This is a genomic window from Massilia timonae CCUG 45783 (assembly GCF_000315425.1).
GTDB classification, from domain to species: domain Bacteria; phylum Pseudomonadota; class Gammaproteobacteria; order Burkholderiales; family Burkholderiaceae_D; genus Telluria; species Telluria timonae.
This window is the reverse complement of the sequence record NZ_JH992925.1, coordinates 124,672-146,824: the sequence shown is the minus strand read 5'-3', so window position 1 is coordinate 146,824 and position 22,153 is coordinate 124,672. Positions and strand designations below refer to the sequence as shown.

Sequence of the window (22,153 nt, the reverse complement as noted above, 5' to 3'; positions counted from 1 at the left end):
ACCATGGCGACCTACCGCCTGCGCGGCCTGACCGTGCGCCACCTGGCCGGCAGCCGCGCGCCGGCCCTGCACGCGCTCGACCTCACGATCCGCGCCGGCGAGCAGGTCGCCCTGATCGGCCCTTCCGGGGCCGGCAAGACCACCCTGCTGTCCACCCTCGCCTGCGCCCACCGGCCGGCCGAGGGCGCCCTGGAGATCTTCGGCCAGGACCCGTGGCGGCTGAACGGGGCCGAGCGCCACCACCTGCGCTCGCGCCTGTTCCTGGCGCCGCAGGCGCCGCCCCTGCCGCCGCGCCAGCGCGTGGTGACGGCGGTGCTGGCCGCGCGCCTGCCGCACTGGTCGCTGTGGCAGGCCCTGGCCTCGCTGGTGCGCCCGCAGGATCCCGACGCCGCGCATGCCGCGCTGGCGCGTTTTTCGCTGGGCGACAAGCTGTATGCGCGGGTCGACCGCCTGTCCGGCGGCGAACGCCAGCGCTGCGGCCTGGCGCGCCTGCTGCTCTCGAACGCCGAAGCGCTGCTGGTCGACGAGCCGATCTCGGCGCTCGACCCGGCGCTCGCGCGCCACACCCTGGCCACGCTGCGCCAGGAAGCGCAGGGGCGCAACGCGACCCTGGTGTGCAGCCTGCACCAGGTCGAACTGGCGCGCGAACAGTTCCCGCGCCTGGTCGGACTGCGCGACGGCCGCATCGTGTTCGATGCGCCGCGCGAAGACGTCAGCGACGCCATGATCGCCGAGCTGTACGCCAACGAGCAGGTCGAGCCGGCGCCCGCCACCCTGCACGAGACACCCGGCCAGATCGCCGTCGGCGCCTGCTTCTGATGAGCGCCGCTGCAGTCCTTCACCGCGATCCCGCGTGGCGCACGCGCGTCACCTGGGCCGCGATGTTCGTCGTCCTGCTGTACCCGCTGCTGGCCGGCGCCGAATTCAAGCCCTGGCTGCTGTTCGATGCGCAAAGCCTGCGCGCGGCCGGGATGTTCCTGTCCGATTTCCTCGTCCCCGCGGTCGAACCCGACTTCCTGGCGATGGTGCTGCGCGAGACCTGGCAGACGGTGGCGATCGCCACCGCCGGGCTCACGCTGGCCTTGCTGGTGGCGATTCCCGCCACCTTCGTCATCACCGAACGCCTGTCGATCTCGCGTCTGGGCACCGGCCGCGTGCATCCGTTCGCGGCGCTGGTGCGCCAGGGCCTGCGCTGGATCCTGATGGTCTTGCGCTCGGTGCCCGAACTCGTGTGGGCGCTGCTGTTCGTGCGCATCGTCGGCCTGGGGCCGACCGCCGGCGTGCTGGCGATCGCCCTGTCGTACAGCGGCATGCTGGCCAAGGTGTATGCCGAGATCCTCGAGTCGAGCGACGCCCATGCCACCGACGTCCTGCTCGCAAATGGCAGTGCGCGCCTGCCGGCGCTCTTGTATGGCGCCCTGCCCGATTCGAGCGCCGAACTGGTGTCGTATACCGTGTACCGCTGGGAGTGCGCGATCCGCGGCTCGGCGGTGATGGGCTTCGTCGGCGCCGGCGGCCTGGGCCAGCGCCTGGACGAATCGACCAAGATGATGGCCGGCGGCGAAGTCGCGACCATGCTGATCGTGTTCGTGCTGCTGGTGGCGGCGGCCGACCTGGTGTCGAAGATGCTGCGCCGGAGGCTGGGATGAAGCCATCGACCTTGCCTCCAGCGCCGCCACGCGACCTCAGGACCTGGCTGATCCTGCTTGGCCTGCTGGCCCTGGTCGTGGCCAGCTTCGCCTCGCTGCCGCTGCAATGGAGCGCCTTCTTCACCGCCGAGGCGATCGATTCAAGCCGCGAATTCCTGGCCGGCTTCGCGCCGCCCGAGACCGGCATGCCGTTCCTGCTGAAGACCCTGGGCGCGTTGTGGGAGACGCTGGCCATGTCGGCCATCGGCACCCTGCTCGCCGCCGCCGTCGGCCTGCCGCTGGCGCTGGCCGGCGCCGGACGCCTGGGCCGCGCGGCGCGGCTCGTGACGCGCCTGGTGCTCAATGTGCTGCGCTCGATTCCCGAACTGGTGTGGGCCGCGGTGCTGCTGGTGCTGGCCGGCCTGGGGCCGATGGCCGGCACCCTGGCGCTGGCCGCGCACACGGCCGGGGTGCTGGGACGGCTGTTCGCCGACGCCCTGGAAAACGTCGAGCCGCATGCCGAGCAGAGCCTGCGCACCAACGGCGCGCGGCCGCTGGCGGCCTTCCTGTACGCTACGCTGCCCCAGGCGCTGCCGCAGATGCTGTCGTATACGCTGTACCGCTGGGAGAACAATATTCGCGCGGCGGCGGTGCTGGGCGTGGTCGGGGCAGGCGGCCTGGGCCAGATGCTGAAGTACCACCTGTCGCTGTTCCAGATGCCCAGCGCGGCCACCGTGGTGATCGCGATGCTGGTGCTGGTGGCCCTGGTCGATGCGGCCAGCTACCTGCTGCGGCGTGCCCTCACCCGCTAGACCCTCGCTAGATCCATATCGCCTGCATGCTCGAACTCGACCAGCTCACCAAATCCTACGGCGGCCGCACGGTGCTCGCCCAGCTGTCGCATGTGTTCCAGGCCGGCGAGTTCGTGGCGATCATGGGCGAATCGGGCGTCGGCAAGTCCACCCTGCTCAACCTCATCGCCGGCCTCGACGCGCCGGACGCCGGCCAGGTGATCGTGGACGGCGCGCCGATGTCCAGCCTCGACGACGACGCCGCCACCCGCCTGCGGCGCACCCGCATGGGCTTCATCTTCCAGGCCTTCCATGTGCTGCCGCACCTGACCCTGCGCCAGAACGTGGCGCTGCCGCTGCTGCTCAACAAGGAGTCCGGCGCGCGCGCGGAGGAACGCGTCACCGCGATGCTGGAAGCCGTCGGGCTAGGAGGACGGGGCGACGATTTCCCGCGCCAGCTGTCGGGCGGCGAACTGCAGCGGGTGGCGATCGCGCGCGCCCTGGTGCACCGCCCGGCCCTGCTGCTGGCGGACGAGCCAACCGGCAATCTTGACCCGGAAACGGCCGACGTGATCCTCCAGCTCTTGCGCCATGAGACCCGCGCCCACGGCGCCGGCGCCATCATGGTCACCCACTCCCACGCCGCGGCCGCCATGGCCGACAAGGTGCTGCTGCTCACCCATTCCGGCCTGAAATTAGCATAAGTTCCTGGAAGAAACGCACAATTACGCCATTTTTAGTTAAATTTCGCGAATCGTGCGCAACATAATCGTAGTAATATCACAACGACCCGCCGCGATAAAGCGAATACAACAGGCGGGGCTACTTTTCCAGAACGGTCGATCTGTCTTGAATCATGTTTTCATATTGGAGAATCGACATGAGCGTACGACAGAAAAAACAGGAAATGCTCGAGGCCATGCACCGAGCGCGGGCGCTCGAGCCCTCGAGTTTCGTGCCCAACAAATTGCTCGACACGCTAATCGAGCGCCTGCAGCTGAAGAACGACGCGGAGCTGTGCCGCGTGCTCGAAGTGCAACCGCCGATCATCAGCAAGATCCGCCACCGCAAACTCAACGTCGGCGCAACCATCCTGCTGCGCATGCACGAGAAGTCGAATATCCCGATCCGCGAACTCAAGGAATTGACGAGCGCGTCGGCGATCCACTAGCGCTCAGTCCTGGGCCGGCGGACGCCCGGTCTTGAGCTGTGGCAGCGCGCCCAGCACGCTCTGCAGGGTGGCCACGTCGAGCTGGCCCAGCAGGGCCACACCAATGCGCAGCAGTTCGCTCTTCTTGACGTCGATGCCTGCGCGCAAGCAGGCCTGCTTGACTTCGAGCAGCACCGCGTATTCGCGCTCGGGCATGGTGAAGCTGTCGCGCACCAGCACCGGACGCGCATCCTGGACCGGCGCGCGCAGCGCCAACTTGGGCGCCGGCACGGGCGCCTTGGCGGCCGGCCTCCTGGCCGGCGGGTTCGCGAGCGCCCTGGCGGCCGACTTGACCGCCGTCCTGAGCCCGCCCTTTGCCGTTGCGGCCTTGGCGGCAGGCTTGGCGGCAGGCTTGACCACGGGCTTGGCCGCGGTCTTGGCGCTGGTCTTGGCCGCCGTTGTTGGACTGCCGCTCTTCGCCCTGGGGCGCTGCGCGCGCGCTGCCGCTGGTTCGGGCGCGGCGGCCGGCTTGCGTGGCATGGGTGCTGCTCCATCGTTGAAAGGGCAAATAGTATAAACGATTTAGCCGCTTCCCGCAGGATGCCGTACATACCGCGCGCTTGCTGCCGCCGGCGCCGATCGGTGTCACAATACGGTCTCCACAGGAGCGGCCTTCTGTTTTTCAGAAGTATTCATTCTGTAAACTCCGCTTTTATGGGAATGCATCCTGTATTATTCTTTCGAGCGGACAACTCTGCTGTAAACTCCGCGCGACGTAGAAATTTTTTGAGGAAAACGTGATTCAACCCGGGCCAGTATGCGCAACAAAGCTCATTTGATCCTGCCGGTGCTGTTCGCCATCGCCCTGGCCTTCTTGTTGCAACATTTTCTCGGCTCGATCGCCTGGGCCGGCCTGCTGGCGGTGATCACCTGGCCGTTGCACCAGCGCCTGCTTCGACGCGGCTGGGCGCCGCTGGCCAGCGCCAGCTTCATGCTGCTGCTCCTGGTGGTCAGCTTCGTCGGGCCGTCGGTGCTGCTGTTCCACACCCTCACCTACGAGCTGGCCAGCCTGCAGCGCATGCTCATCAGCTTCAACCAGACCGGGGTGCCGGTGCCGAGCTGGCTGGCCAACCTGCCGCTGGTGGCCGAACCCGCCGTCAAGTGGTGGCTCGAGCACCTCGCCGTGCCGGGCGGGCTGAACGCCCTGGTGCGCACCACGGTGGGCGACTTCATGCCGCACCTGACCGATACCGCGCGCGTCTGGGGTTCCACGATCCTGGCCAACGCCCTGTATCTGTTCCTCACCCTGCTCACGCTGTTCGTGCTGTACGTGCACGGCTCCAGCGTCATGCACTACATCGACCGCGCCGGCGCGCGCCTGTTGCCCGACCAGTACACCAAGCTGCGGCGCGTGCTGCCGCTGTCGGTGCGCGGCACCGCGCTGGGACTGGGTTCGATCGCGATCCTGGAAGGCATCGTGCTGGGCGTGGCCTACTGGGTGGCGGGCGCCCCGGCCCCGGTGCTGCTGGGCGTGATTACCGGCTACCTGGCCCTGATCCCGGGCGGCGCGCCGCTGTCGTTCACGATGGTCTCGCTGCTGCTGTTCGGCCAGGGCCACTCGGCCGAGGCGCTGGGCCTGTTCACCTGGGGCGCGGTCGAGCTGTTCCTGGTCGATAAATTCATCCGCCCGAAACTGATCGGGCAGCGCGTCAACCTGCCCTTCCTGGCGGTGCTGTTCGGCCTCCTGGGCGGCGTCTCGACCTTGGGCGTGATCGGCCTGTTCGTCGGCCCGCTGATGATGGCGATCCTGTTCGGCTGGCTGCGCGACGAGCCGCCGGGCACGGCGCACCTGGTGGCGCCACCCGCGCCCCCGGCTGCAGCCGGGTCAGGCGACGCCGAGCGGGTGGGTTAGCGAATTCATCGCCGCGGCGCGCAGGTGCAGGTCCCACAGCGCGCCCACGCGCAGGCCGGCCTGCACCGCGACCAGCTCGGCGATGTCGAGTTCTTCCATCAATCCGATCAGGATCGCCAGCCCGCCCGGCAAGTGCGAGACGCGTTCGGCCGGCGCATGGGCCAGGCGCACCCGCGCCACGTGGCCAAGTTCGATGAAATCGGCGCGCAGGCGCTCGAGGCCGGACCGGGACAGTACGCCTTGCGGCTCGCCCCTCGATTGGGCGATCTCGGCCAGCGCGCGCACGGCGCCGCAGGCGCCATAGGCCCGCTCCCAGCGCTGGGCGCCCAGCCTGGCCTCGGCGAAGCGGCTGCGGCTCGAACGCACCGCGGCGTCGAAGGCGGCGCTGTCGAGCCGGCCGTCGGCAAAGAAGGTCAGGCTCTGGCGCACGGCGCCGATGGCGAAGGTTTCGATGCGCCGGATGGCGGCGCCCTGGCCCAGCACCAGCTCGGTCGCGCCACTGCCGACATCGACCACCAGGCGCGCAGCGTCCTGCTCCCCGAGCGTGGTCGCCACGCCCAGGTACACCAGGCGGCCCACCTCGTCGCCGGCGATCAGCTCGACCGGCCGGCCCAGCGCCTTGCCGGCCGCAGGCAGGAACAAAGCCGCATTGCGCGCCATGCGCAGGGCCGAGGTCGCCACCACGCGCACCGCCTGCGGATGCCAGGCGTCGAGCACGCCGCGAAAACCCTCCAGGCATGCCAGTGCGCGGCGCATGGCGGACGTGCAGAGCATGCCGTCCTCGTCGAGCGTCGCGGCCAGCCGGACCGGCTCGGCCATGGTGGCGACCAGGCGCAGCGCGCCGTCCTCCACATGCCCGACATGCAGGCGGAAGCTGTCCGAGCCCAGCTCGACGGCGGCGTAGATGGGTGATTCAATCGTTGAGGCTTGCATGGCGCGTCCTTTGAACAGGCCGCAGCATAAGCCTCGCGCGTGACATGCGCGTGACGGCGCGCCGCATCGCGGCGCGCGCGCACTCACGTGAGGCCACTCACACCTCGGCCAGCGTCTCGCTGGCCAGCTCCACCCGGTTGCGTCCCGCCTGCCTGGCCCGCTGCAGGGCCTCGTCGGCGCGCTGGAACAGGGTCGTGGTGCTGTCCTCGGGGCGGATGATGGTGACGCCGAAGCTGGCGGTCAGCTTGATCATCGCGCGCTCGCCCTTGAACGGGGTCGACTCGATCGCGGCGCGGATGCGCTCGGCCACCAGCGCCGCCTCCGTGAGGTTGGTGCGCGGCAGCAGGAGCGCGAACTCGACGCCGACCACCCTGCCCAGCTGGTCGCTGTCGCGCAGCTGGCGCCGGCACAGCTCGACCATCTGGCGCAGCACGACGTCGCCGGCCGGGTGGCCATAGCTGTCGTTGACGCGCTTGAAACCGTCCGGATCGAACACCACCAGCGCGGTCGGCAGGCCCGGACGGCGCGCCAGCGCCATCCACGGCCCCAACAGCTGGAAGAAGCCGCGCCGGTTCGGCGCATCGGTCAGCGGATCGATCACCTCGGCGCGCTCGAGCGCGTCCTGCAGGCGCTCACGCGTCAGCAGCAGCACGCCGAAGGCATTGCCGAGCATGAGCAGGTACAGGGCGCCGCTGGACAGCTGACCCAGCAGCTCGCTCGTCAGCCAGCCCCAGCCGCCCGGCAGCAGCAGCACCGACAGGCCGCGCGCGGCCACCACCAGGGCCAGCGCCATGCTGGCCAGCGCCAGGAAGCGCTGCAGCAGGCTGACGTCGCGCCAGCGCCAGCTCAATGCCAGCGCGCCCGAGAAATAGAAGCCGCCCAGCAGCAGCGAGGCCGCCACGGCGCGCAAGGCTTCCTCGTCGATCAGGTAGCACAGGAAGAAAGCCAGGATCGCGAGGCCGCCGGCGATCATGGTCGGGGTGCGCCAGGCACGCCGCCGCGCCGCCTCCCACGAGGCCCCGCCCTCGACCGCCACGCCGGCGAACAGCAAGGCGTAGCCGCCCGGCACCGCGATCGCAGCCGGCACCACGCCGGCGTCGCCCAGGGCCAGCAGCAGCCAGGCGCCGCCCTGGATCTGTTTCGACAGGCTCCACAGCACCAGCGCCGGCGAGCGGTTCGGTCCGTGATTGAAGAAGGTCAGCAGCGCGCACAGGGTCAGGTTGCCCAATGCCAGTACCAGGACCATGGTCGACGCGTCCAGCATCATTGTGTCAGTACTCATGTTCGACGTTCAGGGTGCCGTCGCCGACCTTGCTGGCCCAGGCGCGGGTGAAATAGTCCCGCTCCGCTTCCAGGGGCGGTTCGTGCCAGAACACGATCAGGGTGCCCTTGTGATCGTGCAGCTGCGTGACTTTATCGACGAAGCCGCCATTGCCCGATCCCTCGGCCAGCGCCGTCGCGTAGCCATACACGCGCTGCAGCCGTTCGAGCCGGTCCGGCTCGGCCACGGCATTGGTCGCGGTCATGGTGGGATGGTCCAGGAACATGGGCTCTCCATCGAAGCGGCCAGCTTATCAGAAGAAGATGCTTTGCAACAAGCCAACTCTTCCGCCTCGACGTTGCTCCTGGACATCAACGCGTTTGCCGCGTTCAGCCGGCGAAGCGGCTGAACACCTCGCGGATGGCCAGGCCGCCGCCGCCGATCAGGACGGCGAAATACAGGATCGTCAGGACATTGCTGACGTGGCCCAGCAGGATGCACAGGCCGTCGCGCTGCAGCAGCCCGATGGCGAGGAACAGGATGGCCACCGCCGGGAAGGTATTGCTGAAAGGAATCAGACCAAAGGGCATCATCAGCAGCACGGCCCCCAGGATCAGGGCCGCATTATTGAAGAAGGCGACCGGGCCGGCTGCCACCAGCCACTGGATGCGGTTTGGACGGCTGACGCGCTCGAGCTTCTTGAGCCAGGACAACGCCTTGCGCAGCAGCGGGCGCAGCTTGCGGGTGCCGATCACGCGGTGCGACAGTGTCGACGGGATCCACAGGTCGCGCCCGAACAGGCGGCTGACGCTGATGAGCAGGATGGCGGCGCCGAACACGGTGCTCACGCCGGGAATCGAGATCGGGATCAGGAACACCAGGGTCAGCAGGGTTACCAGGATCAGCAAGCCGTCGTTGCCGACGCGGTGGATCAATTCGCTGAGCGTGATGCCGGTGCGCGGCATGTCGCGCACCAGGGAGCGCAGGCGCTGGGAAACCGGTTCACTGTACATTGTGTTCATGTCGTCCTGAAATCTTGGGTTGTGCGGAACGACGCCTGGGCCGGGCCAGCGCGTCGGTGCGACAGTATAGCCGGGCCCGACCCGGGCGGCTAACGCTCGCGCAAGAGCTTGAACTGCCGCGCCTGCCGATGGTGGCCGGCGACCGACTGCTTGATGTACCGCGTCAGCGCGTCGCCGGTGAGCGAGAACGGATACAGGCCGGCGCGCGCCCGTTTTTCGGCGAACTCCGGGCTGGCCTCCATATTGTCGAACGCCTTCACCCAGCGCCGGTAGTCGGCCTCGCGCACGTCCGGCCCCATCCACACGCCGCGGATCACGGGCCAGACCACGTCATAGCCCTGCTCGCGCGCGGTTTTCACGCCGGACAGCGCGCCCGGCAGGCGCCGCTCGGACAGCACCGCCAGCACCCTCACACGGCCGTCGCCGGTATAGAGCAAGGCCTCGGAGGTGTCGCCCGACACCGCCTGCACGTGGTTTTCCTGCATCGCGATGAACTGCTCGCCGCCGCCCTCGAGCGCGACGAAGCGCATCTTGCGCGGATCGATGCCGGCCATCTGCGCCAGCAGCGCCATCTTGATCCAGTCCTGGCTCCCGACCGTGCCGGACATGCCGATCAAGACTTTTTTAGGATCGCGCTTCAGCGCGTGCAACAGGTCGTCGAGCGACTGCCAGGGCGAATCGGCGCGCACCGCGATCATGCCGTAGTCGGCGCCGAAGGCCGCCACCCAGCGCACGTCGTCGACGTCGGCGTCGCCGAATTTGCCCAGCGCGAGGTTGAGCACCGAACCGCCGGAAAAGGTGACCAGGGTGTTCGCTTCGGCGCGGCGCTGCGACACCATCGTGTGCCAGGCCACGGCGCCGACGCCGCCCGGCAGGTAGCTCAGCTGCAGCTCGGGCGCGCCGCTCTGGCCGTGCAAAGCCTTCTGGGCCAGCTTGCAGGTCAGGTCCATCCCGCCCCCGGGCTTGGACGGGATCAGGCATTCGGCCTCGCGCGGCTGGGCGCCGCCGGGCGCGGCGAGCGCCAGGCCCAGGATGGCGAGGAAGGTGTGCACGAATCTCATGGGACGCATGATAGCGCCATGCCGGCGGCAGTGGCGGACCGGCTCAGAAACGGTGCTGCATGCCGGCCGTGATGCCGGTCTGGGTCGAGCCAAAACCGGGGTCGTCGCGCGACAGGCCGACCAGTTGGCCGTGGTCGGCTTTCGCATGCGCCGCCGACAGGTAGAGCGTGGTGCGCTTGGACAGCGCCAGCATGCCGCGCACGACGAACATCGTCGGGTCGGCGTCCTCGATGGCCGGCACGTCCTTCGTGTTGACGTGGTAGACGGCGCCGGTCAGGGTCACGTTATCGATCGTGCGCGAGATCCCGCCCCAATAGGTGTCGGCGCGCAGGTCGGCGCCCGCCCGTCCCGCGTCGAGCTCGAAACCGCGCATGCCGGCCGTGTAGCGCCATTTGCCTGTCTGGTAATCCGCCGCCAGGTGGTAGGCGGTGGTCTCGTCGCGCGCGGGCACGCCGGCAACGGCGTTGCCATTGATCTGCTCATAGGCGGCCATCAAGCCGAGGCCGCCTTCGCCGAACCACGAGCCGCCCAGCGCCAGCTTGCGGCCTTCGGCCAGGCTGCCCGAGCGCTCGCCCAGGCCGACCGTGGCGCCATAGGTGAAGCCGCCACTCTTGCCGGTGTACTTGACCAGGTTGTCGAACTGGGTCGTCATGCCGTATTTCGACGGCCCGGTGGCGCTGGCGCCGGTGGCCCAGGAATAATTGGGGGCGAAGCCCAGCGGATCGAACTTGATCACCAGTTCATAGGTGGTGGTGAACGAACGGCCGATGACGAGGCGGCCGAGCGAGCCGTCCAGGCCGACCCAGGCCTGGCGCTTGAACACGGCGCCATCGCTTTCGCCGGTATCCATCAGGAGGCCGCCTTCGAGCTGCCAGATCGCTTTCAGGCCGCCGCCGAGGTCTTCGCTGCCGCGAAAGCCCCAGCGCGAGGTGTTCTTGCCGCCCGAGATCACGCGCACCATGTTTCCGCCATCCTCGGCGGCATGGTTGACGTATTCGACGCCGGCGTCGATCAGGCCATAGACCTGGACGTTGCTCTGGGCGTGGACGGAATGGTTCAGGGAAAGCGCTGCCAGGACGGCGAGCGCGAGGGCCGACTGCTTCATGGTGTCTCCGAATCTTATATGTTTGTATTGCTTTATTCGACCGACTATATGCGCGGCTACCTTTCAGTTCGCTTTCAGTCGGCTATCGATGCCGCCCTTTCCGCCGCCCGGCCTTTGCGCTTACACTGGCGCGATGAGAATCCTGCTAGTTGAAGACCACGTCGAGCTGTCGCACTGGGTGTCGAAGGCGCTGCGCGACGCCCATCTCACCGTCGAATGCGCGAGCACCGGCGCCGATGCCGACGCCCTGCTGCACACCCAGGACTATGCGCTGGTGATCCTGGACCTGACCCTGCCGCGCATGGATGGCCTGGACGTGCTGCGCCGCCTGCGCGCCCGCGGCGGGGCGCGTGGCGGCACGCCGGTGCTGATCCTGACCGCGCGCGGCGGCCTGGAAGACAAGGTGCAGGGGCTGAACCTGGGCGCCGACGATTACCTGGCCAAACCGTTCGAGCTGGCCGAACTCGAGGCGCGCGTGAAGGCGCTGCTGCGCCGGCGCAGCGGCAACGAGGCGCTGGTGCACCGCTGCGGCCAGCTCGCCTTCGACACCGTTTCGCGCATGTTTTCCTACTGCGGCGAGCCGCTGGCGCTGACGCCGCGCGAGCACGCGGTGCTCGAAGCGCTGATCGCCAGGCCGGGCCGCGCGCTATCGAAGGAAAAACTGTTCCAGGAAGTGTTCGCCCTGAGCGACGACGCCAATCTCGACGCCATCGAGCTGTACATCCACCGCATCCGCAAGAAGCTCGAGCGGCCCGGGGGCGACGCCGCCATCGTGACCCTGCGCGGCATCGGCTACCTGATGCAAGAAAAACCCGCCTGAGGCCATGGCCCAGCGCATCTCCCTGCTGCAACGGGCCGCGGCCCGGCCGCTCGGCAGCCTGCGCCAGCAGCTGCTGCGCTGGCTGATCCTGCCGCTGGTGGCGCTGGTCGCGCTCAATGCGGTGTCGCTGTACCGCGACGCGCTGGAAGCGGCCGACGTGGCCTACGACCGCTCGCTGCTGTCGTCCACGCGCGCGCTGGCCGAGCGCGTGACGGTCAAGGATGGCAAGGTGGTGGCCAACGTTCCCTATGTGGCGCTGGACAGCTTCGAGACCGACACCCTGGGCCGCATCTACTACAAGGTCACCGGCCTGGATGGCGAGACGGTCAGCGGCTACGACGACCTGCCGCCGGTGCCGGCGGGCGTGCCGCGCAGCGACCTGTATCCGGCCCTGGTGCGCTTCTACCACGCCAGCTACAACGGCGAACCGGTGCGCATCGCGGCCCTGCTGCAGCCGGTCTACGACGACTCGATGCGCGGCATCGCCCTGATCCAGGTCGGCGAGACCCTCGACGCGCGCAACGCCCTGTCGCGCGACATCCTCCTCAATACCCTGCTGCGCCAGGCCGTGCTGGTGCTGGCGGTGGCGGCGCTGGTGTGGTTCGCGGTGCGGCTGGTGCTGCGCCCCCTGATGCGGCTCAAGAACGAGGTCGAGACGCGCCCGCTGTCCGACCTGTCTACCATCGACCAGGCCCTGGTGCACAAGGAGGTGCGGCCGCTGGTGGCGGCCATGAACGGCACCATGGCGCGCATGCAGGACCTGATCGCCAGCCAGCGCCGCTTCATCGCCGACGCCTCGCACCAGCTGCGCACCCCGCTCGCGGTGCTCAAGACCCAGGCCGCGCTGGCCCTGCGCGAAAACGATCCGGCCGCGATGCGCGCCATCGTCGCTTCGATCGCCGGCACCACCGACTCGGCGATCCACCTGGCCAACCGCCTCCTGGTGCTGGCGCGCATCGAGCATGGCGGCGGCGGAGAACAGGCGCAGCCGGTGACGCTGGCGCTCGTGGCGCGCCAGGTGGGACTGGAGCTGGCCCTGCCGGCGGTGCAGAAGGACATCGACCTGGCGCTCGACGTCGAGGCCAACGCCGACACCACGGTCGTCGGACGGGAATTGCTGCTGCACGAACTGGTGGCGAACCTGGTCGACAACGCGATCCGCTACACGCCCGCCGGCGGCAGCGTGCTGCTGTGGGTGGGACGGCGCGACGAACGTGTCGTGCTGGCGGTGAGCGACAGCGGTCCCGGCATACTTGACGCCGAATACGACAAAGTCCTGATGCCGTTCTACCGCGCCCAGTCCACGCTGGAAGCTAATCCCGGCGGCACCGGGCTGGGCCTGGCGATCGTGCGCGACGTCGCCAGCCTGCACGGCGCCGCCCTGAAGCTCGGGCGCGCGGATGCCGGCGGCTTGAAAGTCGAGGTGATCTTCGACGCGCCGCGCGCTGAAAGCTGATTGAAAGCTTGCGCGGCCTATAGTTGGCGAAAACGGGGCACTACCCCATTCACGACAACGATCGGAGACATCATGAAGCAACCGGCTTTCGCGCGCGCCGTCCTGGCCACGCCATTCCCTACCCTCCGCGGAGCATGACATGCTGACCATCCTCGCCTATTCGATGGTCGTCGTCTTCATGTTCCTGATCATGACCAAGCGCCTGCCGGCGCTGGTCGCGCTGATCGTCGTGCCGATCGCCTTCGGCCTGATCGGCGGCTTCGGCGCCGGCCTCGGCCCGATGATGCTGGAAGGGATCCGCTCCCTGGCCCCCACCGGCGTCATGCTGATGTTCGCCATCCTATACTTCGGCGTGATGATCGACGCCGGCCTGTTCGACCCGATCGTGCGCATCATCCTCAAGCTCGTGCAGGGCGACCCGATGAAGATCGTGGTCGGCACCGCGGCGCTGGCGATGTTCATCTCGCTCGACGGCGACGGCGCCACCACCTACATGATCACGGTGTCGGCCATGCTGCCGCTGTACATGCGCCTGGGGATGAGCCGCCTGACGATGGCCTGCGTGATCATGCTGGCCGGCGGCGTGATGAACATCCTGCCCTGGGGCGGCCCGACGGCGCGCGCCGCCACCGCGCTGGGCGTGGACGTGAGCGACATCTTCGTGCCGATGATCCTACCGATGGCGGTCACCGCCGTGTGGGTGATGTTCGTGGCCTGGGTGCTGGGCATGCGCGAACGCAAGCGCCTGGGCACCGTGAGCCTGCCGGGCCAGGCAAATATCAAGAAGCCGGCGCCGGTGGCCAAGCTGCAACCGGCCTTCCCGGAACTCGCGGTGGCCGGCGCCATGAACGGCACCACCGGCGAGTGGAGCGCCGCGCCAGGCGCCGCATCGCTCGGGGGCAATGTGCACGCCTTTGCCGCCGGCCGCATCGAAGCCGATGGCGGCGGGCTGCAAAGCCCGGCCGGATCGGGCGGCACGGGCGGTGGCGACGAGCCGCCGGTCGGCGTGTCCTCGCCCGACACCGCGCGCCCCAGACTGATCTGGGTGAACTTCCTGCTGACCGTGGCGCTGCTGGTGTTGCTGGTGCTGGGCGCCCTGCCGCTGCCGGTGCTGTTCATGATTTTCTTCGCGATCGCCATCACCGTGAACTATCCGAGCCTGGAAGCGCAAAAGGCGCGTATCGAGGCGCATGCGGCGAACGTGCTGCCGGTGGTGTCGCTGATCTTCGCGGCCGGCATCTTCGTCGGCATCCTGCAGGGCACCAAGATGGTCGACGCCATCGCCCTGAGCGTGATCGCGGCGGTGCCGGAGTGGATGGGGCCTTACCTGGCGATCGTCACCGGCATCCTGAGCATTCCGTTCACCTTCTTCATCTCGAACGACGCCTTCTATTTCGGCGTGGTGCCGGTGCTGGCCAAGGCCGCCGAGGTGTATGGCATCACGGCGGCGGAAATCGGCCGTGCCTCGGTCATCGGCCAACCGGTGCACCTGCTCAGCCCCCTGGTCGCCTCCACCTACCTGCTGGTCGGGATGTGCAAGGTCGAATTCGGCGACCATCAACGCTATACCCTGATCTGGTCGATCTCGGCCTCGCTGGTGATGCTGGTCGCCGCCGTCATCTTCGGCGTGGTGCCACTGATGGGATCAGGAGCCTGAGGTCATTTTCCGAGAAGGATGCGATGGCTAATGTGCACGGGCAGGCGACGGCTTGTGCATCCTCGATCTTCTCAAACGCCTTCAATCCGGTCGATGTTTGATCGTTCGCGTCCCTCGCCTCGGCGTTCGCTGCTGCAATCGCTTGGAACACGCAATTCTGAGCATATCAGCGTCGAGGACGACCATGACAGAAGGAATCCGGATTGATGCCCGTGACGCGGCGCCAACGATTCGCGGCGAACAAGGCCATCTTCTCGCTGCACTGTTAGCCTACTTTGCTGCGCACCTATTGATCCAGATGACGGTCACTGACTCGCTGGAGCGGGACGAGGCCGAGATCGTGTACCTTACGCAGCGACTGCAGCTCGGTTACGGAACCCAGCCGCCGCTGTACGCATGGTTGCAGTGGCTGGCATTCTCGATGTTCGGTCTGAACCTCTTTGCGCTGGCACTGCTCAAGGTGCTGATCCTCCTTGCCCTGTACCTCGGCATGTACCGGGCGGCGCGGCCGCTGATCGGCGTCCATGGCGCGCTGGCCGCCGCCGCCTCGCTCGTGCTTTTCCCGCAGATAGGCTGGGAATCGCTGCGCGACCTGACCCACTCCGTGCTCCTGACCAGCATCGCCTGCGCCACGCTGTGGTGTTATTTCGCCGTGCTGCGTAAACCTGATGCAGGACGCTACGCCTTGTTCGGCCTGCTGGTCGGACTCGGCCTGCAGACGAAATACAACTTCGGCATTTTCTTGGCCGGACTTGTCTGTGCCAGCCTCCTCGTGCGCGAGCATCGGGACGTCCTCTGGAACCGCAAAGTCGTGATCGCGGCGGGGGCGGCGTTCCTGGTGTTCCTGCCACATGGCGCGTGGTTGATGCAGAACCTGGACGCCGCGGCCGCCGGTACGGTGCGCAAGCTGGCGGAAGGCACTGGAAAAGCCGGCTACCTGAACAACGTTGGCGCCGGGCTGGCAAGCCTGTTGTCGGCAGTCCTGGCATTCGCGGTGCTGCCGGTGCTCGTCTACCTGCTTGCCTTGCGCCGCCTGCGCAAGCAGATCGCATTCGATGTCCGCGCGCCGGAAAGTCGCTTTTTCCTCTGCCTGTACGCCAGCTTTTTCGCGCTGCTGGTCGCGATTGTCTTCACAGGCGAGGTCGGGAAGATCAAGGATCGATGGATGATGCCGCTGCTGTTCTCGCTGCCGCTGGCATTGTTTGCCGTCGCGCCCAGGTTGTCGCGACAGGCCGCGTTCGAACGCCTTCGCCCGGTCGTCGTCGCGGTCGGCTTGCTCGTTCTGATACTGCTGCCGATGCGCACCTGGTTCGGACCGGCGCTTGGCAAGGTCGCCCCACCGCATCACCCCTATCCGGAGCTGGCCTCGGAACTCGTGCGCCGTTTTCCGGCGACGACCACGGTGGTGACCGAAGGAACGCTCATCGCCGGGAATCTTCATTTTGAACAGCCCCGCCTGCGGACGCTGCTGCTGGAGCACGCCATCCGTAGCGAAGAGCGACTTGCCGGGCAGGTTCTGCTGGTCATGGACGAGGACGCAACAATTGGCTGGCTTGACCGCTTCCGCTCGGCCTACCCGCAAGCCAAAGTCACGGAGCAAGGCCGGATCCGTCTCGGCTACCGTTTCGGGGGCAAGGGAAGCATGACCTTCGACTATGTCCATCTCAACGTGGAGGACAAAAATGCTGCTGTCAGTCGTGGTTCCGGTAATGAACGAACAGGGTAACATCGCGCCGCTGGTAGAGTGCATTGCCGCCGCCCTGTCCGGCATCGAGCATGAGGTGATTTTCGTCGACGATGGCTCGCACGACGACACAATCGGTGAAATCGAGCGGTACGCGCGGCCCAACACCCGGATTTTGGTGTTCAACCGCAATTACGGGCAGACGACAGCGATGGCTGCCGGCATCGATGCAGCGCGCGGCGAATTGATCGTCATGCTCGACGGCGATCTGCAGAATGATCCCTGCGACATACCGCTCATGATGGAAAAATTGGCGCTGGAGAACTGGGACGTGGTTGCCGGTATCCGCGCCAGGCGCAAGGATGGTCTTTTGCTGCGCAAGGTCCCGAGCAAGATTGCGAATTGGCTCATCCGCCACTCGACAGGTGTGTTCATCCGCGACTATGGCTGCACGCTGAAGCTGTTGAAGGCGGACGTCGCCAAGGGCCTGAGCCTGTACGGTGAGCTGCATCGCTACATGCCGGTACTGGCGAGCATGTACGGCGCCCGCATGACCGAGATGGAGGTGCGCCACCACGCGCGACACGCGGGTGTGTCGAAATATGGACTTGGTCGTACCCTCAAAGTCGCCAGCGATCTGCTGCTGATGCTGTTCCTCAAGAAGTATGGCCAGCGCCCGATGCATTTTTTCGGCGGCGCCGGCCTGTTCCTGTTGTTGGCGGGCTGCCTGGTCAACCTCTGGCTGCTGCTGCAGAAGCTGATGGGGGAATCCATCGGCGGCCGGCCACTGCTGATATTGGGCGTGCTGCTCACGGTGGCCGGCATCCAGCTGATCACGACCGGCTTCGTTGCCGACCTGGTGATGCGGACTTATTACGAATCGCAGAAGAAAAAGCCCTATACGATCAAGAAAGAAATTTGTGTTTAGCGGCCGCAAAAAGCTCGCACTGCAGTTCATGATCACTGCGATCCTGGGAGGATTAGTATTGCGGCAGCTTGACATGACCCAGTACCGGCATCTGTCGCTGACAGGGCCTGTCCTGGCCGGACTGCTGCTTGGCGTCCTGTTGTTCAACCTGTCGAAGATTGCCGGCGCTTTGCGGCTCAACATCTACCAGCGCCACGTTGGACTGCGCATCGGCGAAATCGATAACCTGAAGCTGTATTACGCCGGCATGTACCTTAATCTTGCGCTGCCTGGCGGCATCGGCGGCGACGGATACAAGATATTGGTATTGCGCCGTCAGGGCGCGGCATCCGGAAAAGTGCTGGTCGGGATCACGTTGTTCGACCGTTTCAGCGGCCTGCTGGCCCTTCTGCTCCTTGGCTGTGCTTTCGTGCCATTCCTTGGTCTCGGCTGGCTGAGTCACGCGGTGCACGCCTGGGTGGCTGGCTGCCTGACGATCTTCGTGGCCCTGGTCCTGGCCCACCGTTGCTGGTTGAAGATGCGGTGGCCCGGGATTTTCTGCGCCTGTTGCGGCGCTCTCGTCGTCCAGATCCTCCAACTTGCCTGCATGGCGGCCATCATTGCCGGATTAGGCGTGCCGCTCGGCCAGTATCCGCAGTATCTGGCTGTGTTCCTTGCATCTTCGATCGCCGCAGTCCTGCCCGTCACCATTGGCGGCCTCGGTATGCGCGAGCTGACGTTTGTTTATGGGCTGCGCCTGCTCGGCCTGGGATCCGAGGTCGGGGTGCTGGCCGCAATCGCGTTCTTTCTGATTACCGCAGGATCGTCGCTGATTGGGGCTGCGTTGCTTCCAGGGAGTTGGGAAACCTACGCGCGCAGCTGACACCTCACACTGCGCCGGCGAGTCGCACCGCTCGCATATACTGCTTCCATGCCCGCTCCCCTCGACCGCCCCGCCGCTGACGACACCCGCCCGCCCCTGGTGCGCACCGAGGGCGACCGCCGCACCCTCGAGTTCACCCCCGGCGACGTCCAGAGCGAGATGCTGGTCTCGCGGCCCGACGCGCTGGTGCTGGAATACACGCGCGCCATGATGTGCTTCGCGCTGTTCGTGCCCGACCCGCGCCATATCGTGATGGTCGGCCTGGGCGGCGGCTCGCTGGCCAAGTTTTGCCACCGCCATTTTCCGCGCGCCCGCATCACTGTGCTCGAGATCCGGGATGACGTGATCGCCCTGCGCGACCAGTTCTGCCTGCCGCCCGACGACGCCCGCCTGCGCATCCTGCACTGCGACGCGGCCGATTACCTGGCGCGCATGCCGGGCTGCTGCGACGTGCTGCTGGTCGACGGCTTCGACACCCAGGGCCTGCCGTCCGACCTGGCAAGCAGCGCCTTCTATGGCGCCTGCCGGCGCGCCCTGCATCCGGGCGGCGTGCTGGTGGCGAACATCTTTACCTACGATCCTCAGTATGCGAGCGCGCTGCAGCGGCTGCGCGCCGCCTTCGACGGCCGCCTGGCCTGGTTCGCGCGCATCGCCGGCAATAACCGGATCCTGTTCGCGGCCCGCCCCGGCCATCCGGGCGCGCGGCCGGGCCGCGGCGAGCGCCTGCTGGCCTGGATGGCGCGCAAGGAAGGCCGCGGCCTGGGCTGGAGCAACCGCCTGCTGGCGCGCCTGCTGGTGGCCTGGCTGGCGCGGCGCCGGGCGTGAACGTGTGGACGAATTGTCTCGCACGATAGGATTCGTTTGCGAGCCCATCGCGTTTATGACACACTTGCGCGGATTAATGCCTACCAGCAAGCAGTTTTCCTTCAATCCACCTACATCGTCAGACCATAGTCCAGGAACACGACCCGATGCCGCGCCGACCGATCCGTTCACTGACACTCGCGGCGGCCCTCACCCTGGGGGGCGGCCTGGCGGCTTCCCTCGGCCTGTTCGTGGGCGTCAGCCACCTCGAATACGACAATATGGCGCTCGCCTTCGCCCAGCGCGCCGACGAGCGGGTGGCGGCGGTGCGCCAGGGGATGAATGGGGCGATCGAAGTGCTGGCGGTGACCAACCAGCTGTTCTCGAACGGCGAGCCGGTCAGCCGCGAACGCTTCGCCGACTTCACCGCGCGCCTGCTGGAGCGGCACCAGTTCATCCAGGCCTTCCATTACCACCGGGTGGTGCGGGCCGACGAGCGCGCGGCGGTCGAGGCCGAACTGCAGCGCGTGCGGCCGGGCGCCGTCCTGACCGAAAAAACACCGGGCGGCCTGGCGCCGGCGCTCCCGCGCGGCCGCTACCACGTGATCGAGTACGTCGAGCCGATGCAGGGCAACGAAGGCGCCTTCGGCCTGGACCTGAGCCGCGATGCGTCCCTCATGACCGCGCTCGACGGGGCGAAGAACAGCGGCCAGCCCACCGCGACCAGCCTGTTCACGCTGGTGCGGACCGGGACCGTCGCCTTCGACCTGGTCATGCCGGTGTTCGGCAAGCGCGGCGAGCTGCTCGGCAATACCGCGGCCGTCGTCCGGGGCAAGCAGCTGGTGCACGAGTCGCTGCTCGGGGCCGGCCTGCTGGAGCGGGACGACATCTTCGTATCGGTGTATGCCGGCGAACAGGCCGATCCGGCGGCGCTGCTGCTGTCGACCGGTCCCACCACGCCCCGGGCGCGCCCGGCGCTCGCCAGCTGGCTGCGGCCGGACCACGGCGCCAGCGCCACCGTGCTGCGCGCCGGCGGGCGTCCATGGCGGGTCGAGGTGGCCGCCGCGCCGCGCCCCTTCCTGGCCGACCACATGGCTTCTGTGGCGCTGCTGGTGGGCGGCATCCTGGTGACGCTGCTCGGCACCGCCTTCGTCCAGTCGGCGGGGATGCGCGCGCGCAAGGTCCAGCAACTGGTGCGCCAGCGCACCTCGGACCTGCGCCGCAGCAACCGCCGCCTGATCGAGGACATGGCCGCGCGCGAGCGCGCCGAGAAGGCGCTGCTGCAAAGCGAACAGCGCTTCCGCCAGCTGGTCGCGATGTCGTCCGACTGGTACTGGGAACAGGACAAGGATTTCCGCTTCACGATGATCACCGGCGGCTTCACCGAGAAATCGGGCGTCGCGGTCGAGGGCCTGCTCGGCAAGACGCGCTGGGAATACGTGCCGGGCCTGCTCGACAGCGAGGGCGGGCGCGAGCACCTGGTCAGGATGCAGGCCCACGAGGCATTCACGAATCTCGAATACCAGATCGTCGACGATCGCGGCGACACGCGCTGGTTCTTGGTCAACGGCCAGCCGATCTTCGACGACCAGGGCGCGCTGCAGGGCTACCGCGGCACCGGCAGCGACATCACCGAACGCAAGCTCACCGAGCAGCGCGTGCACCACGTGGCCCAGCACGACGTGCTGACCGGCCTGCCCAACCGCTCGCTGCTGCAGGACCGCCTGGGCCAGGCGCTCGCCTACGCCAACCGCAGCGGCCGTCCGGTATGGGTGATGCTGATCGACCTCGACCGCTTCAAGTTCGTCAACGACAGCATGGGCCACAAGGCCGGCGACGTGCTGCTGGTGACGGTGGCGGCGCGCCTGCGCTCGTCGCTGCGCGATGCCGACACCGTGGCGCGCCTGTCGGGCGACGAATTCGTGGCCATCCTGGGCGAACATGCCGACGAGCCGCTCAATCCGGCCATCGTGCAGCGGGTGATGGATGCGGTGGCGCAGCCGGTCATGCTCGGCAACAAGGAATTCTTCGTCACCTGCTCGATCGGCGTGGCGGTGTATCCAAGCGAAGGCACGTCGAGCGAGAACCTGATCGAACATGCCGACATCGCCATGTACCGCGCCAAGAAGCTGGGCCGCAACAACTTCCAGTTCTATACCCCGGCCATGAACGAGGAATCGCTGGAGCGGGTGCGCATCGAAAGCGCGCTGAGGAATGCACTGGAACGCGATGAGTTCGTGCTGCACTACCAGCCGCAGGTCGACCTCAAGAGCGGCCAGATCGTGGGCATGGAAGCGCTGATCCGCTGGAACCATCCGGAGCTGGGCATGGTGCCGCCGGGCCGCTTCGTCGGCGTGGCCGAGGAGACCGGCCTGATCGTCCAGATCGGGGCCTGGGTGATGCGCACCGCCTGCGCCCAGAACAAGGCCTGGCAGGATGCCGGCTTGCCGCGCCTGCGGGTGGCGGTGAACCTGTCGGCGCGCCAGTTCGGCGCCCCCGACCTGCTGGAAAGCCTGGAGTCGGCCCTGCGCGACACCGGGCTGGACCCGGCCTGCCTCGAGATCGAGCTGACCGAAAGCCTGTTCATGAGCGACGTCACGCCGGCGGTGGAGCTGCTGCACCGGATGAAGGCGCTCGGGGTGAACCTGTCGATCGACGACTTCGGCACCGGCTACTCGAGCTTCTCCTACCTGTCGCGCTTCCCGATCGACGTGCTCAAGATCGACCGTTCCTTCGTGGCCGACATCACGCATGACGCCAACGACGCCGCGATCGTGACCTCGATCATCGCCCTGGCCCACAACCTGAAGCTGGCGGTGATCGCCGAGGGCGTGGAAACGGCGGAACAGCTCGACTACCTGCGCAGCCACGGCTGCGACGAGATGCAGGGCTATTACTTCAGCAAGCCGCTGCCAGCCGATGACTTCGAGCAGTTGCTGCATCAGCGCCGCGCGCTGCCGGCGCCGCAGCTCGAGCAGGAAGCATCATTGCCCGTTTAAATCGACGCTGAGGCGGCGCCGCAACGCCCCTATTCGGCAAGCATGAGAATTGCCTTCTCGAAAACATTTCCATAGCCATT

21 protein-coding genes are annotated in these 22,153 nt (G+C 67.3%); 14 read left to right on the top strand and 7 right to left on the bottom strand.

The window, feature by feature from the left end:
- The first annotated feature begins 3 nt into the window (after nucleotides 1-3).
- The 5 genes from HMPREF9710_RS20870 (at nucleotide 4) to HMPREF9710_RS20850 (ending at nucleotide 3,590) form a co-directional block, all read left to right on the top strand.
- The gene (locus HMPREF9710_RS20870; RefSeq protein ID WP_005669667.1) at nucleotides 4-819 is read left to right on the top strand and encodes a phosphonate ABC transporter ATP-binding protein; all 816 of its coding nucleotides are present in this window, start codon (nucleotides 4-6) and stop codon (nucleotides 817-819) included.
- Nucleotides 819-1,649 carry a PhnE/PtxC family ABC transporter permease gene (locus tag HMPREF9710_RS20865; protein WP_005669666.1) on the top strand — a complete coding sequence of 277 codons (831 nt, stop codon included), beginning with the start codon at nucleotides 819-821 and terminating at the stop codon, nucleotides 1,647-1,649. The genes HMPREF9710_RS20870 and HMPREF9710_RS20865 overlap by 1 nt, the downstream gene beginning before the upstream one ends.
- Complete coding sequence (gene phnE / locus HMPREF9710_RS20860) at nucleotides 1,646-2,440, top strand: phosphonate ABC transporter, permease protein PhnE (protein ID WP_005669664.1); 795 nt, start codon at nucleotides 1,646-1,648, stop codon at nucleotides 2,438-2,440. The genes HMPREF9710_RS20865 and phnE overlap by 4 nt, the downstream gene beginning before the upstream one ends.
- Nucleotides 2,441-2,466: 26 nt before the next feature.
- Nucleotides 2,467-3,123 carry an ABC transporter ATP-binding protein gene (locus HMPREF9710_RS20855; protein ID WP_005669663.1) on the top strand — a complete coding sequence of 219 codons (657 nt, stop codon included), beginning with the start codon at nucleotides 2,467-2,469 and terminating at the stop codon, nucleotides 3,121-3,123.
- A gap of 176 nt (nucleotides 3,124-3,299) precedes the next feature.
- Nucleotides 3,300-3,590, top strand: coding sequence for a hypothetical protein (locus HMPREF9710_RS20850; protein WP_005669661.1), 291 nt, complete (start codon nucleotides 3,300-3,302; stop codon nucleotides 3,588-3,590).
- Between the two features lie 3 nt (nucleotides 3,591-3,593).
- On the opposite strand, the gene HMPREF9710_RS20845 is transcribed toward HMPREF9710_RS20850, so the two are convergent.
- Complete coding sequence (locus tag HMPREF9710_RS20845) at nucleotides 3,594-4,109, bottom strand: hypothetical protein (protein WP_005669660.1); 516 nt, start codon at nucleotides 4,107-4,109, stop codon at nucleotides 3,594-3,596.
- A 277-nt stretch (nucleotides 4,110-4,386) separates the two neighbouring features.
- Here HMPREF9710_RS20845 and HMPREF9710_RS20840 point away from each other — a divergent pair, with 277 nt between their 5' ends.
- Nucleotides 4,387-5,481 carry an AI-2E family transporter gene (locus HMPREF9710_RS20840; RefSeq protein ID WP_005669658.1) on the top strand — a complete coding sequence of 365 codons (1,095 nt, stop codon included), beginning with the start codon at nucleotides 4,387-4,389 and terminating at the stop codon, nucleotides 5,479-5,481.
- Here the strand turns inward: HMPREF9710_RS20840 and HMPREF9710_RS20835 are convergent.
- The 6 genes from HMPREF9710_RS20835 to HMPREF9710_RS20810 form a co-directional block, all read right to left on the bottom strand.
- Nucleotides 5,455-6,414 carry a Ppx/GppA phosphatase family protein gene (locus HMPREF9710_RS20835; RefSeq protein WP_005669656.1) on the bottom strand — a complete coding sequence of 320 codons (960 nt, stop codon included), beginning with the start codon at nucleotides 6,412-6,414 and terminating at the stop codon, nucleotides 5,455-5,457. The genes HMPREF9710_RS20840 and HMPREF9710_RS20835 overlap by 27 nt on opposite strands.
- A gap of 97 nt (nucleotides 6,415-6,511) precedes the next feature.
- A complete protein-coding gene (locus tag HMPREF9710_RS20830; RefSeq protein WP_229409897.1) occupies nucleotides 6,512-7,696 on the bottom strand; it encodes a GGDEF domain-containing protein in 1,185 nt (394 codons plus the stop codon).
- Nucleotides 7,686-7,961, bottom strand: coding sequence for a hypothetical protein (locus HMPREF9710_RS20825; protein WP_005669652.1), 276 nt, complete (start codon nucleotides 7,959-7,961; stop codon nucleotides 7,686-7,688). Before HMPREF9710_RS20825 ends, HMPREF9710_RS20830 begins: the two co-directional genes overlap by 11 nt.
- Before the next feature lie 103 nt (nucleotides 7,962-8,064).
- On the bottom strand, nucleotides 8,065-8,697 hold the full coding sequence (locus tag HMPREF9710_RS20820; protein WP_005669651.1) for an exopolysaccharide biosynthesis protein: 633 nt from the start codon (nucleotides 8,695-8,697) through the stop codon (nucleotides 8,065-8,067).
- Nucleotides 8,698-8,786: 89 nt separating this feature from the next.
- Nucleotides 8,787-9,767: a tripartite tricarboxylate transporter substrate binding protein gene (locus tag HMPREF9710_RS20815; RefSeq protein WP_005669648.1), complete on the bottom strand. Its 981-nt coding sequence runs from the start codon at nucleotides 9,765-9,767 to the stop codon at nucleotides 8,787-8,789.
- A 34-nt stretch (nucleotides 9,768-9,801) separates the two neighbouring features.
- Nucleotides 9,802-10,863 carry a porin gene (locus HMPREF9710_RS20810; protein WP_005669647.1) on the bottom strand — a complete coding sequence of 354 codons (1,062 nt, stop codon included), beginning with the start codon at nucleotides 10,861-10,863 and terminating at the stop codon, nucleotides 9,802-9,804.
- A 133-nt stretch (nucleotides 10,864-10,996) separates the two neighbouring features.
- Between HMPREF9710_RS20810 and HMPREF9710_RS20805 the strand changes: the two genes are divergently transcribed.
- From HMPREF9710_RS20805 to HMPREF9710_RS20770, 8 genes are all read left to right on the top strand, one after another.
- A complete protein-coding gene (locus tag HMPREF9710_RS20805) occupies nucleotides 10,997-11,683 on the top strand; it encodes a response regulator (protein WP_040777660.1) in 687 nt (228 codons plus the stop codon).
- A 4-nt stretch (nucleotides 11,684-11,687) separates the two neighbouring features.
- Nucleotides 11,688-13,139: a sensor histidine kinase gene (locus HMPREF9710_RS20800; RefSeq protein WP_005669643.1), complete on the top strand. Its 1,452-nt coding sequence runs from the start codon at nucleotides 11,688-11,690 to the stop codon at nucleotides 13,137-13,139.
- A gap of 139 nt (nucleotides 13,140-13,278) precedes the next feature.
- Nucleotides 13,279-14,796 carry a CitMHS family transporter gene (locus HMPREF9710_RS20795; protein WP_005669640.1) on the top strand — a complete coding sequence of 506 codons (1,518 nt, stop codon included), beginning with the start codon at nucleotides 13,279-13,281 and terminating at the stop codon, nucleotides 14,794-14,796.
- A gap of 184 nt (nucleotides 14,797-14,980) precedes the next feature.
- Nucleotides 14,981-16,522 (top strand): glycosyltransferase family 39 protein, encoded by a 1,542-nt coding sequence (locus tag HMPREF9710_RS20790; protein WP_005669638.1) that lies wholly within the window; start codon nucleotides 14,981-14,983, stop codon nucleotides 16,520-16,522.
- Nucleotides 16,479-17,408, top strand: a complete 930-nt coding sequence (locus tag HMPREF9710_RS20785; protein ID WP_005669637.1) for a glycosyltransferase family 2 protein — start codon at nucleotides 16,479-16,481, stop codon at nucleotides 17,406-17,408. Before HMPREF9710_RS20790 ends, HMPREF9710_RS20785 begins: the two co-directional genes overlap by 44 nt.
- Before the next feature lie 28 nt (nucleotides 17,409-17,436).
- Nucleotides 17,437-18,270 carry a lysylphosphatidylglycerol synthase transmembrane domain-containing protein gene (locus HMPREF9710_RS20780; RefSeq protein WP_005669635.1) on the top strand — a complete coding sequence of 278 codons (834 nt, stop codon included), beginning with the start codon at nucleotides 17,437-17,439 and terminating at the stop codon, nucleotides 18,268-18,270.
- Between the two features lie 48 nt (nucleotides 18,271-18,318).
- Nucleotides 18,319-19,095 carry a fused MFS/spermidine synthase gene (locus tag HMPREF9710_RS20775; RefSeq protein WP_005669634.1) on the top strand — a complete coding sequence of 259 codons (777 nt, stop codon included), beginning with the start codon at nucleotides 18,319-18,321 and terminating at the stop codon, nucleotides 19,093-19,095.
- Between the two features lie 146 nt (nucleotides 19,096-19,241).
- Nucleotides 19,242-22,073, top strand: a complete 2,832-nt coding sequence (locus HMPREF9710_RS20770) for a bifunctional diguanylate cyclase/phosphodiesterase (protein ID WP_005669632.1) — start codon at nucleotides 19,242-19,244, stop codon at nucleotides 22,071-22,073.
- Nucleotides 22,074-22,153: the final 80 nt, after the last annotated feature.

Bases quoted from the DNA above. Each gene is read 5' to 3' on its own strand.
- HMPREF9710_RS20870 (WP_005669667.1), top strand. From the start codon at position 4: ATGGCGACCTACCGCCTGCGCGGCCTGACCGTGCGCCACCTGGCCGGC.
- HMPREF9710_RS20865 (WP_005669666.1), top strand. From the start codon at position 819: ATGAGCGCCGCTGCAGTCCTTCACCGCGATCCCGCGTGGCGCACGCGC.
- phnE (WP_005669664.1), top strand. From the start codon at position 1,646: ATGAAGCCATCGACCTTGCCTCCAGCGCCGCCACGCGACCTCAGGACC.
- HMPREF9710_RS20855 (WP_005669663.1), top strand. From the start codon at position 2,467: ATGCTCGAACTCGACCAGCTCACCAAATCCTACGGCGGCCGCACGGTG.
- HMPREF9710_RS20850 (WP_005669661.1), top strand. From the start codon at position 3,300: ATGAGCGTACGACAGAAAAAACAGGAAATGCTCGAGGCCATGCACCGA.
- HMPREF9710_RS20845 (WP_005669660.1), bottom strand. From the start codon at position 4,109: ATGCCACGCAAGCCGGCCGCCGCGCCCGAACCAGCGGCAGCGCGCGCG.
- HMPREF9710_RS20840 (WP_005669658.1), top strand. From the start codon at position 4,387: ATGCGCAACAAAGCTCATTTGATCCTGCCGGTGCTGTTCGCCATCGCC.
- HMPREF9710_RS20835 (WP_005669656.1), bottom strand. From the start codon at position 6,414: ATGCAAGCCTCAACGATTGAATCACCCATCTACGCCGCCGTCGAGCTG.
- HMPREF9710_RS20830 (WP_229409897.1), bottom strand. From the start codon at position 7,696: ATGAGTACTGACACAATGATGCTGGACGCGTCGACCATGGTCCTGGTA.
- HMPREF9710_RS20825 (WP_005669652.1), bottom strand. From the start codon at position 7,961: ATGTTCCTGGACCATCCCACCATGACCGCGACCAATGCCGTGGCCGAG.
- HMPREF9710_RS20820 (WP_005669651.1), bottom strand. From the start codon at position 8,697: ATGAACACAATGTACAGTGAACCGGTTTCCCAGCGCCTGCGCTCCCTG.
- HMPREF9710_RS20815 (WP_005669648.1), bottom strand. From the start codon at position 9,767: ATGCGTCCCATGAGATTCGTGCACACCTTCCTCGCCATCCTGGGCCTG.
- HMPREF9710_RS20810 (WP_005669647.1), bottom strand. From the start codon at position 10,863: ATGAAGCAGTCGGCCCTCGCGCTCGCCGTCCTGGCAGCGCTTTCCCTG.
- HMPREF9710_RS20805 (WP_040777660.1), top strand. From the start codon at position 10,997: ATGAGAATCCTGCTAGTTGAAGACCACGTCGAGCTGTCGCACTGGGTG.
- HMPREF9710_RS20800 (WP_005669643.1), top strand. From the start codon at position 11,688: ATGGCCCAGCGCATCTCCCTGCTGCAACGGGCCGCGGCCCGGCCGCTC.
- HMPREF9710_RS20795 (WP_005669640.1), top strand. From the start codon at position 13,279: ATGCTGACCATCCTCGCCTATTCGATGGTCGTCGTCTTCATGTTCCTG.
- HMPREF9710_RS20790 (WP_005669638.1), top strand. From the start codon at position 14,981: ATGACAGAAGGAATCCGGATTGATGCCCGTGACGCGGCGCCAACGATT.
- HMPREF9710_RS20785 (WP_005669637.1), top strand. From the start codon at position 16,479: ATGCTGCTGTCAGTCGTGGTTCCGGTAATGAACGAACAGGGTAACATC.
- HMPREF9710_RS20780 (WP_005669635.1), top strand. From the start codon at position 17,437: ATGATCACTGCGATCCTGGGAGGATTAGTATTGCGGCAGCTTGACATG.
- HMPREF9710_RS20775 (WP_005669634.1), top strand. From the start codon at position 18,319: ATGCCCGCTCCCCTCGACCGCCCCGCCGCTGACGACACCCGCCCGCCC.
- HMPREF9710_RS20770 (WP_005669632.1), top strand. From the start codon at position 19,242: ATGCCGCGCCGACCGATCCGTTCACTGACACTCGCGGCGGCCCTCACC.